The organism is Aureimonas sp. AU20, from assembly GCF_001442755.1.
GTDB lineage: Bacteria > Pseudomonadota > Alphaproteobacteria > Rhizobiales > Rhizobiaceae > Aureimonas.
On sequence record NZ_CP006370.1, the window covers coordinates 302,342 to 311,483 of the forward strand.

The following is a 9,142-nucleotide window of genomic DNA, read 5'->3' on the forward strand; positions in this document are numbered from 1 at the left end:
CATCCTCCTCAACAGGGTCGCCGCCTTCATGGCCAGCACGGCGGCCGCCGCCCTCGCCGTCTCCTTTCTCGGCCTCGGCGTCCTGACTCAGGAACCGAGGCCCGCGACCGGCGCGGAAACCGCCGAGGCCCAGCCGCCCGCAACTCCCCCCGCCATTCCCGCCTCGGTCGCGCGTGTCGAGCGGCGGCCGGTGGACCTCTGGTCGCGCCATTCCGGGCGCCTGGAAGCCGTGGAGCGCGTCGAGATCCGCTCGCGCGTCGCGGGCGCCATCGAGGCCGCGCATTTCCATGAGGGCGCGCTGGTGGAAAAGGGCGCGCTGCTCGTCACCATCGACCCCGCCCCCTATCGCGCCACCATGGAGCGCGCTCTGTCGGACCGGCAGGCGGCCGAGGCGCGCCTCGCCTTCGCGATCGGCGAGCGCGATCGCGGCTCGCAGCTTCAGGGAAACCGCACGATCGCGGCTTCGGAATTCGACCGCCGCGTCCAGGCGGCGGCGGAAGCCCAGGCCGGGCTCGCCTCCGCGGAGGCCGCGCTGCGCAGCGCCGAGCTCGATCTCTCCTATACCGAAATCCGCGCGCCGGTTTCGGGTCGCATCGGGCGGCTTGAGGTGACGGGCGGCAATCTCGTCTCGGCCGGGGCAACCTCGCCCGTGCTCGCCCGCATGGTGTCGGTGGACCCGATCTACGCCGCGTTCGATGCCGACGAGGAAACCGTGCAGCGCCTCGTGCGCGCGGCGGGCGGCATGGCCGACATCACCCGCATTCCCGCCCGGCTCGACCTTGCCGATGGCGAAAGCGTGGAAGGCCGCGTCCAGTTCGTGGACCCCAGCGTCGATCCGGCCAACGGGACGGTGGGCCTGCGCGTCGCCTTCCCCAACCCGGACGGGACGCTGATGCCCGGCCAGTTCGCGCGGCTGCGCCTCGGCCAGCCCGATGCCGGCACCGCCCTTCTCGTGTCCGAGCGCGCGGTCGGCACCGATCAGGACAAGCGCTATGTCCTGGTGGTCGACGACAAGGACACCGTGCAGTACCGCGAGGTTCATCTCGGCCCCGCCTCCGGCGACATGCGCGTCGTGGAAAGCGGCCTCTCCGCCGACGAGCGCGTGGTGGTCAACGGTCTCCAGCGCCTTCGCCCCGGCGCGCGCGTCGCCCCGCAGATGGTCTCCATGGAGACCGGACGCGGCCTCGACAGGCAAGCCAGCGCGCGCTGACGCGCCGGCGGCGGAGCGCCCTCCCCCTCCCTCTCGCTCCGCCGCGCGGCCCGTCTCTTTTTTCCTTCCCGAAAGTCCGCTTCGATGACCATTTCCCGGTTCTTCGTGGATCGCCCCGTCTTCGCGGGCGTTCTCTCCGTCCTGATTTTTCTGGGCGGCCTCCTGTCGATCTTCGCGCTGCCGATCTCGGAATATCCGGAAGTCGTGCCGCCCTCCGTCGTGGTGCGCGCGGCCTATCCCGGCGCCAACCCGGCGGTGATCGCCGAAACGGTGGCGACGCCGCTGGAGGAGCAGATCAACGGCGTCGAAGGCATGCTCTACATGTCGAGCCAGGCGACCACCGACGGCACGATGCAGCTCACCGTCACCTTCCGCATCGGCACCGACCCCGATCAGGCGCAGCAGCTGGTGCAGAACCGCGTCGCGCAGGCCGAGCCGCGCCTGCCCGAGGAGGTGCGCCGCCTCGGCGTTTCGGTGGTGAAGTCCTCGCCCGACCTGATGCTGGTGGTGCACCTCACCTCGCCGGGCGGGCGCTACGACCTGACTTATCTCCGGAACTACGCGCTTTTGAACGTGCGCGACCGGCTGGCGCGCATCGACGGGATGGGGCAGGTCCAGCTCTTCGGCTCGGGCGACTATTCCATGCGCATCTGGCTCGACCCCGAGAAGACCGCCGCGCGCGGGCTTTCGGCGGGCGATGTCGTCTCGGCCATCCGCGAGCAGAACGTCCAGGCCGCCGCCGGCGTCATCGGCGCTTCGCCGAGCGTGCCGGGCGTGGAGTTCCAGCTGTCCGTGAACGCGCAAGGCCGCCTCAAGGACGTGGAGGAGTTCGCCGACATCATCGTGCGCACCGACGCCGAGACCGGCGCGATCACCCGCATCCGCGACATCGGCCGCGTCGAGCTCGGGGCCTCGGAATATGCGCTGCGCTCGCTCCTGTCGAACGAGGCGGCCGTCGCGATCCCCGTGTTCCAGGCGCCCGGTTCCAACGCCATCGCGATCGCCGACGAAGTGCGCGCCGTGATGGAGGAGATCAAGCAGACGATGCCGGAGGGCGTCGACTACGAGATCGTCTACGACACCACGCAGTTCGTGCGCGCCTCGATCGACGCCGTGGTCCACACGCTGCTGGAAGCCGTGGTGCTGGTGGTGATCGTCGTCGTGGTCTTCCTACAGACCTGGCGCGCGTCGATCATCCCGCTTCTGGCCGTGCCCGTCTCCATCGTCGGCACGTTCGCGGTGATGCATTTCCTCGGCTTCTCGATCAACGCGCTCAGCCTGTTCGGCCTCGTGCTCGCCATCGGCATCGTGGTGGACGACGCGATCGTCGTGGTGGAAAATGTCGAGCGCAACATCGAAAAGGGCCTCAACCCCCGCGAGGCGACCTATCAGGCCATGCGCGAGGTGTCGGGGCCGATCGTCGCCATCGCCCTGGTGCTGGTCGCCGTGTTCGTGCCGCTCGCCTTCATCTCGGGTCTGACGGGGCAGTTCTACCGCCAGTTCGCGCTGACGCTCGCGATCTCCACCGTGATCTCGGCCTTCAACTCGCTGACCCTTTCGCCGGCTCTCGCCGCCCTTCTCCTGCGCGGCCACGACGCGCCGAAGGACCGGCTGACGCGCATCCTCGACGCCTCGCTCGGCTGGTTCTTCCGGGGCTTCAACCGCTTCTTCGGCGCCTCGTCGCGGCGCTACGGCTCGGGGCTCGGCCGCGTCATCACCCGCAAGGGGCTGACGCTCGGCTTCTATGTCCTTCTGGTCGCGCTGACGGCGGTGCTGTTCCGCTCGGTTCCCGGCGGCTTCGTGCCGGCGCAGGACAAGCAGTATCTCGTCGGCTTCGCCCAGCTTCCCGACGGCGCCTCGCTGGATCGGACCGACGCCGTGGTGCGACGCATGGGCGAGATCGCGCTGAAGACGCCGGGCGTGGAAAGCACGATCGCCTTTCCCGGCCTGTCGATCAACGGCTTCACCAACTCCTCCAATGCCGGCGTCGTGTTCCTGACGCTCGACCCGTTCGAGGAGCGCACCGACCCCAGTCTCTCCGCCGGCGCCATCGCGCAGCGGCTGAACGGCGCCTTCGGCGGGATCGAGGAGGCCTTCACCGCCATCTTCCCCCCGCCCCCGGTGCAGGGCCTCGGCACGATCGGCGGCTTCAAGCTGCAGATCGAGGACCGCGCGGGCGGCGGCTACAAGGCGCTGGACGAGGTGGTAAAGGGGTTCCTGGCGAAAGCCTATCAGACGCCGGAGCTGACCGGCATGTTCACCGGCTACGGCATCGACGTGCCCCAGCTCTTCACCGATGTCGACCGCGCGCGGGCGCGCCAACTCGGCGTGCCGATCACCGAGATCTTCAACACGCTGCAGATCTATCTCGGCTCGCTCTATGTCAACGATTTCAACCAGTTCGGCCGCACCTACTCCGTGCGCGTCCAGGCCGACGCGCCCTATCGCGCCCGGCCGGAAGACATCGGCAATCTGAAGGTGCGCTCCAATTCGGGGCAGATGATCCCGCTTTCGGCGCTTCTCACCGTCGACACGGTGGCGGGGCCGGAACGGGCGCTGCGCTACAACGGCTTCCTGTCCGCCGACGTCAACGGCAACGCCGCGCCCGGCTTCTCCTCGGGCCAGGCGCGCGAGGCGGTGGAGCGGATCGCGGCCGAGACGCTGCCGCCGGGCTTCAGCTTCGAGTGGACGGAGCTGACCTATCAGGAGATCATCGCCGGCAATTCGGGCGTGGTGATCTTCCCCTTGGCGATCCTTCTCGTGTTCCTGGTGCTGGCGGCGCAATACGAGAGCCTGACGCTGCCCGTCGCGATCCTTCTGATCGTGCCGGCGGGCTTGTTCTCGGCGCTCGCGGGAATCTGGCTGACGGGGGGCGACAACAACATCTTTACCCAGATCGGCCTGATCGTGCTGGTCGGACTGTCGGCCAAGAACGCCATCCTCATCGTCGAGTTCGCCCGCGAGCTGGAGGCCGAGGGCCGCACCCCACGCGAGGCGGCGGTGGAGGCGGCGCGCCTGCGGCTGCGGCCGATCCTGATGACCTCGCTCGCCTTCGTCATGGGCGTCCTGCCGCTGGTGCTTTCCACCGGGGCCGGCGCGGAGATGCGCTCGGCCATGGGCATCGCGGTCTTCTCCGGCATGATCGGCGTCACGCTGTTCGGCCTGTTCCTGACGCCGCTCTTCTATGTCCTCGTCCGCTCCCTCGCCGGGCGAAAGGCGCGGGCGGGCGAGGCGGCGCGGGGCGCAGTGTCGGCTCAGGAGGTGCCTGCGGAATAAGGGGCTAGCGGAGTAAGGGGCTGGCGCTTGTCGCGGAGGGGCGGTGGCCCCTCCCCTTTCCCGATCCGAAACCGCGTTTCGAAAAGCAAGCCGCCCGCCTTTCAGCAAGGCGGGCGGCCGATGCGTTCAGGCCGGGGCCTCGGCGACCCCGGCCTTTTTACGTTTGGATCAGGCGCCGAAACCGCCGTCGATCGTGTGCATGGCGCCGGTGACGAAACTGGCTTCGGGCCCGGCCAACCAGGCGACCAGTCCCGCCACGTCCTCCGGCCGCCCGTGGCGCTTCAGCGCCATGACGCCATGCATGACGTCCTTCATGGGGCCGTCGGCGGGGTTCATGTCGGTATCGATCGGGCCGGGCTGCACGACATTGACCGTGATGCCGCGCGGCCCGAAATCGCGCGCGAGGCCCCGCGCCATGCCCTGCAGGGCCGACTTGCTCATCGCGTAGGCCGAGAGGCCGGGAAAGGGAATCCGGTCCCCGTTCACCGAGCCGATCACCACGATGCGCCCGCCCTCCGGCATGTGCCGCGCCGCCTCGACCGAAGCGTGGTAGGGCGCGGTGACGTTGATGCGGATCAGCCGGTCCACCTCGTCCGGGTCCTGCTCCAGCGGATCGCCGAAGGCGCCGACGCCGGCATTCACCACCAGAACGTCGAGCGGCCCGCTTTCGCGCACCCGCGCGATCACCGCGTCCCGGTCCGCGCTGTCGGTCATCACCGCCGTCGCGCCGGTTTCGCCCGCCAGCCGCTCCGCCGCCTCGCGCGAACCGGCATAGGTGAAGGTCACCTTCGCGCCGTCAGCGCGCAAGCGTCGTACGATCGCGGCGCCGATCCCCCGGCTGCCGCCGAGCACGAGCACGGATTGTCCTTCGAAATTGGTCATGGACTTGCCCTTCCAGATTAACGTATCGGCCGCTACATAAAGGATGGCGAAAGCCCGTCAAGGATTTTTGTAGCGATGATTACAGAAAAGCCGCGCGCGCGTGGACGCCCCCGCCGCTTCGATCCCGAGGCCAGCGTCGCTTCGGCCCAGCGTCTGTTCCACGCGCGCGGCTACGACGCGGTGAGCGTTGCCGATCTGACGCAGGCGCTGGGCATCAACCCGCCGAGCTTCTATGCCGCCTTCGGCAGCAAGGCGGGGCTCTTCGCCCGCAGCCTCGAGCGCTACACCGCGACGCAAGGCGTGCCGCTCGGCGCGATCCTGCGGCCCGGCCGACCCGTGGCCGAAGCGCTCGCTGCCGTTCTGGAGGAAGCCGCCCGGCGCTATGCGGCGGACCCTTGCGCTGCCGGCTGTCTCGCCATCGAGGGCGCCCGCTGCGACGACCCCGACGCGCGCGCCGCCGCCCGTGTCTTGACGCAGGGCGCCGCCGAAACGCTCCGCGGCTTCATTTCCGGCACCCGGCCCGACCTCGCCGCGCCCTTGGCCGACTATGTCGTCACCGTGATGATCGGCCTTTCCACCCTGGCGCGCGAGGGTCACGGGCTCGACCGCCTGCTCGCCACCGCTTCGCTCGCCGACGCGGTTTTCGAGCGCGCGCTGGGCGACTGATCCGCCGTTTTCTATCGCGGCGGATCGGCGCGGTGCCGGGGCGTCGTCAGTTCACGGTTGAGGTCTGACTCACGCCGTCGGGCTCCACGGCGATCACGCCGCGAATACGCTCGATAGAGGCCGCGAAACGCTTCGCGCTGCCTCGCCTGGGCGCCGCGACGGCGAGCCCGTGAATCTCGCTATAGATATAGAGCACCTTGCCGCCGCGCTTGCGCACTTCCGCCGCAATGCGCTCTCTCTGCGCCGGCGTCTTGCAGTCGCAGGTAACGATGAAGGATCTCACTTCTGGCGAAGACGCGCCTTGCGCCCTCCCGGCTTCGCCAAACGCCCCTGAGAACCCTGCGCAAAGTAGAGCCGCTCGGACGAGCCACCCTCCCCATCCGTTCCCGGCCATGAATGCCCACCCCTCTCGACACGTTTGCCTCGGATCGGGCTTTGGTGCTCCGGTCTGGCCGAATGATGTCGTCCTCAGCCCTCCGCCTTCTCCCGGCGCCGGGAAGCCCCGGGCCGGGGGGCGATCGCGTAGGGGCGGATCAGGACGGCGGCGGGAATCTGGAGCTCGTCATGGAGGCGGTTGGCGGCGGCGAGCGTCAGGCCCCGCTTGCGGCTCAGGAACTCCGAGACGCGCGACTTCGAACCGAACACGGCGGTCAGCCTGTCGCGCGGGATGCGCCGGTCCGCCATCACGGACTTCACCGCCTCCACCGCGTCCGGCGCCTCGATCGGCCAGACCTTGGCCTCGTAGGCCTCGATCAGGGCGGACAGAACGTCGAAGCGGTCGGCCGCCTCGCTGCCGGGCGCGGGCTCGTCGAGGAAATAGCGCTCCACCTCAGCCAAGGCCCAGTCGTAATCGGCTTCGGTGCGGATCGGGCGAATGTCCATCAGACGGTCTCCGGGTTGATGCGGTCGTACTCGGCATGGGTTCCCACGAACTTCACCAGCACGCGGCGGAACGTGTAGGAGACATGAACGATCAGGCGGAACTTGTTGCCTCCGATGTCGAAGATCACCCTGTTGTCTCCGACGAAATCGACATTGGCCCCGAACTGAGACTTGATGTCGTTGGGCGTCGCCCACTCCGCCTTTTCCACCAGCGCATGCCAGGTGCGAAGCGGGGACTCGGCATGGGGGTGAACCTCCCAGAACTGCCGCAATGTTCGCTTCGACAGGATCTGCATGGCGGCACTCTACCCTGTTCCCGATTTGGGAACAAGAGCGTTGGAGTGCAAGCAGCCCCGCGACGGTGCGACGGGGATGGGGTAAGGCACGGTTCTGAAACGCAGGCGAACCGGCGGAGACTTCAGACGAAAATGCCAGGCCTATCGCCGCTAGGTGCCGCGATCGCTCTTTATCTCGCAGCGATCAATCTTCTCGCCTTCGCGGCCATGGCGCTCGACAAGGCCAAGGCGCGAGCCAGCCGGCGCCGTATCCCCGAAGCCATGCTTCTTCAGCTCGCCCTGATCGGCGGTAGCCCCGGCACGCTCGTCGCGCAGCAGGTCCTGCGCCATAAGACACGCAAAGAGCCGTTCCGCAGCCGGCTTCTCGCGATCCTCGCGTTTCACTTGTTGGTCTTGGTCGCTTTGGCGCTGGCCTTGCGTCTTGGCTCGGCATGACTGGGTTCGGCCGCTTGCCCTTTCTAGCAAATTCCGGACATAGCTTTCCCGCAGGCTCGCCAGCATAAGCTGCGTCCCGGTCGGTTTTCCAATTGATCGAAGCTTGCTTCGTCTTAGTTTCTTGGCGCAGCCTCTCCCATTCTTCTTCTCAAGAGCCTTTCATCCCCAGCCAGACCTGTCAGTCCCGCAATTTTGCTGGAGACTTCAGAGAGATTGATTTGGGATTGGTTTCTGTGTGACAGGACTGTCACCCCTGAAATCCGTGATCCCATGCGCGACGGGTCGATCATTCCGTCGAAAGGCTGGAACAGGGCCTTGGGCGTTTCCGCCAGCCAGCGCGCCAGCCCCCTCGCCTCCTCGAAGAACGGGAGCACGCGTTCGGTGAGCGTGACCGTGAGGCCGAGATGGAGGCCGCGCGCGTTGCAGCGGGTCTTCAGCTCGATATAGCCGAAGCGCACGAGGTCCACGAGATAGCGGCGGATGGTGCGCGGCGAGCGCGACATGATGTTGCCCGCCGTGCCCTTGGTGATGGTGGTCTCGCGCGTCTTACCGCAGCGCGCGCGAAGCACCTGGAGAAAGGCCTTGGCGTGTGGCGTCAGCCGGTCGTCGCGCGCGGCGGTGGTGGCCATGGGCTGCGCGTACTGACGGCTCTCCTGAGGCGCGGGGCGGCTGTGACGCGGACGCGGCGCGGAAGTTTGGCGTGGCGGCCTGGAACGGGACGCACGCGCGAGCGCACTCGGCGCTTCGCCCCCGGGCTCGCGCCCGATGGCGGCCGAGCGCAGGCGCGCCTCGGCGAGCGACAGGAGCCCTGCGGCCTGATCGCGCCAGATCGCGGCGCGGGCGAGGAAGTCGGGATGCGGCCCGGCCCCCTCCCCTTCCACGAGGTCAAGCGGTATCGTTCCGGCGCTCGGCCCTCTTGTCGAGGCGCGCGCAGGCACGGGCACGCTCATAGGCGTGCGGGAATGTTCCTCCGGCATGGTCTCTCTCCTTGCGCGAGGCAAAGCGAGGCCGTGGCGGGAAGCCGCATTTTCATTTGACGATGAAGGCGAAGGAGGCTAAACCTGCGAGCAACCACGCATCACAGATGAAGGCTCCGGCGGCTCCCGCTTCGGGGCCTTTTTCTTTGCCTATGGCGTCTCCCTGTTGAGGATAAGGTTCGGCATCAGACGGCCTCGCTCTTCACGAGTTCGGCGTCGGCCCGGGTCAGTTCGTCCAGATCCACCTTGGCGATGAGGACGCGGATCACGTCGGAGCGCGAGGGCACCCCCAAGCGCTCCTTTGCCTCGTCCAGCGCGGCGATCTCGCTCTCGTGGAGAACGGTCTCGGTGGACCGAAGACCCAACGCGCGACGACGCGCGCGGATCGCGGCAACGGCCTCTGTGGTGCTTCTTCGGGACATCGGACAGACTCGGCAGACTCGGGTTACTAGGAAGGGTTACGTGACACGAAAGGTGAACGCCACCCCTCGGCACCGGCCGCACGATGGCCCCAATCG

General features: G+C 68.1%; 10 protein-coding genes. 4 read left to right on the forward strand and 6 right to left on the reverse strand.

Annotated elements, in window-relative coordinates:
- Positions 1–28: 28 nt before the first annotated feature.
- Together M673_RS22390 and M673_RS22395 are read left to right on the forward strand one after the other, a co-directional pair.
- Complete coding sequence (locus tag M673_RS22390) at positions 29–1,210, forward strand: efflux RND transporter periplasmic adaptor subunit (RefSeq protein ID WP_374755551.1); 1,182 nt, start codon at positions 29–31, stop codon at positions 1,208–1,210.
- Positions 1,211–1,294: 84 nt separating this feature from the next.
- Positions 1,295–4,486: an efflux RND transporter permease subunit gene (locus M673_RS22395; protein ID WP_061978939.1), complete on the forward strand. Its 3,192-nt coding sequence runs from the start codon at positions 1,295–1,297 to the stop codon at positions 4,484–4,486.
- 168 nt (positions 4,487–4,654) lie between these two features.
- Here the strand turns inward: M673_RS22395 and bdcA are convergent, their stop codons facing one another.
- Positions 4,655–5,368, reverse strand: coding sequence for an SDR family oxidoreductase (gene bdcA, locus M673_RS22400; RefSeq protein ID WP_061978940.1), 714 nt, complete (start codon positions 5,366–5,368; stop codon positions 4,655–4,657).
- Between the two features lie 75 nt (positions 5,369–5,443).
- Here bdcA and M673_RS22405 point away from each other — a divergent pair, with 75 nt between their 5' ends.
- Complete coding sequence (locus M673_RS22405; RefSeq protein WP_061978941.1) at positions 5,444–6,034, forward strand: TetR/AcrR family transcriptional regulator; 591 nt, start codon at positions 5,444–5,446, stop codon at positions 6,032–6,034.
- A 46-nt stretch (positions 6,035–6,080) separates the two neighbouring features.
- Here the strand turns inward: M673_RS22405 and M673_RS22410 are convergent, their stop codons facing one another.
- From M673_RS22410 to M673_RS22420, 3 genes are all read right to left on the reverse strand, one after another.
- The gene (locus tag M673_RS22410; protein WP_061978942.1) at positions 6,081–6,317 is read right to left on the reverse strand and encodes a hypothetical protein; all 237 of its coding nucleotides are present in this window, start codon (positions 6,315–6,317) and stop codon (positions 6,081–6,083) included.
- A gap of 185 nt (positions 6,318–6,502) precedes the next feature.
- A complete protein-coding gene (locus M673_RS22415) occupies positions 6,503–6,916 on the reverse strand; it encodes a helix-turn-helix domain-containing protein (protein ID WP_061978943.1) in 414 nt (137 codons plus the stop codon).
- Positions 6,916–7,212: a type II toxin-antitoxin system HigB family toxin gene (locus M673_RS22420; RefSeq protein WP_061978944.1), complete on the reverse strand. Its 297-nt coding sequence runs from the start codon at positions 7,210–7,212 to the stop codon at positions 6,916–6,918. Before M673_RS22420 ends, M673_RS22415 begins: the two co-directional genes overlap by 1 nt.
- Positions 7,213–7,344: 132 nt before the next feature.
- Between M673_RS22420 and M673_RS22425 the strand changes: the two genes are divergently transcribed.
- A complete protein-coding gene (locus M673_RS22425) occupies positions 7,345–7,647 on the forward strand; it encodes a DUF1294 domain-containing protein (protein WP_061978945.1) in 303 nt (100 codons plus the stop codon).
- Positions 7,648–7,760: 113 nt separating this feature from the next.
- On the opposite strand, the gene M673_RS22430 is transcribed toward M673_RS22425, so the two are convergent.
- On the reverse strand, positions 7,761–8,624 hold the full coding sequence (locus M673_RS22430; RefSeq protein WP_244493098.1) for a helix-turn-helix domain-containing protein: 864 nt from the start codon (positions 8,622–8,624) through the stop codon (positions 7,761–7,763).
- Positions 8,625–8,809: 185 nt separating this feature from the next.
- Positions 8,810–9,046, reverse strand: a complete 237-nt coding sequence (locus M673_RS22435) for a ribbon-helix-helix protein, CopG family (RefSeq protein WP_082640038.1) — start codon at positions 9,044–9,046, stop codon at positions 8,810–8,812.
- Between the last annotated feature and the right edge of the window lie 96 nt (positions 9,047–9,142).

Coding starts and splice junctions, on each gene's coding strand:
- M673_RS22425 (WP_061978945.1), top strand. CDS start 7,345: ATGCCAGGCCTATCGCCGCTAGGTGCCGCGATCGCTCTTTATCTCGCA.
- M673_RS22430 (WP_244493098.1), bottom strand. CDS start 8,624: ATGCCGGAGGAACATTCCCGCACGCCTATGAGCGTGCCCGTGCCTGCG.
- M673_RS22390 (WP_374755551.1), top strand. CDS start 29: ATGGCCAGCACGGCGGCCGCCGCCCTCGCCGTCTCCTTTCTCGGCCTC.
- M673_RS22435 (WP_082640038.1), bottom strand. CDS start 9,046: ATGTCCCGAAGAAGCACCACAGAGGCCGTTGCCGCGATCCGCGCGCGT.
- M673_RS22420 (WP_061978944.1), bottom strand. CDS start 7,212: ATGCAGATCCTGTCGAAGCGAACATTGCGGCAGTTCTGGGAGGTTCAC.
- bdcA (WP_061978940.1), bottom strand. CDS start 5,368: ATGACCAATTTCGAAGGACAATCCGTGCTCGTGCTCGGCGGCAGCCGG.
- M673_RS22405 (WP_061978941.1), top strand. CDS start 5,444: ATGATTACAGAAAAGCCGCGCGCGCGTGGACGCCCCCGCCGCTTCGAT.
- M673_RS22395 (WP_061978939.1), top strand. CDS start 1,295: ATGACCATTTCCCGGTTCTTCGTGGATCGCCCCGTCTTCGCGGGCGTT.
- M673_RS22415 (WP_061978943.1), bottom strand. CDS start 6,916: ATGGACATTCGCCCGATCCGCACCGAAGCCGATTACGACTGGGCCTTG.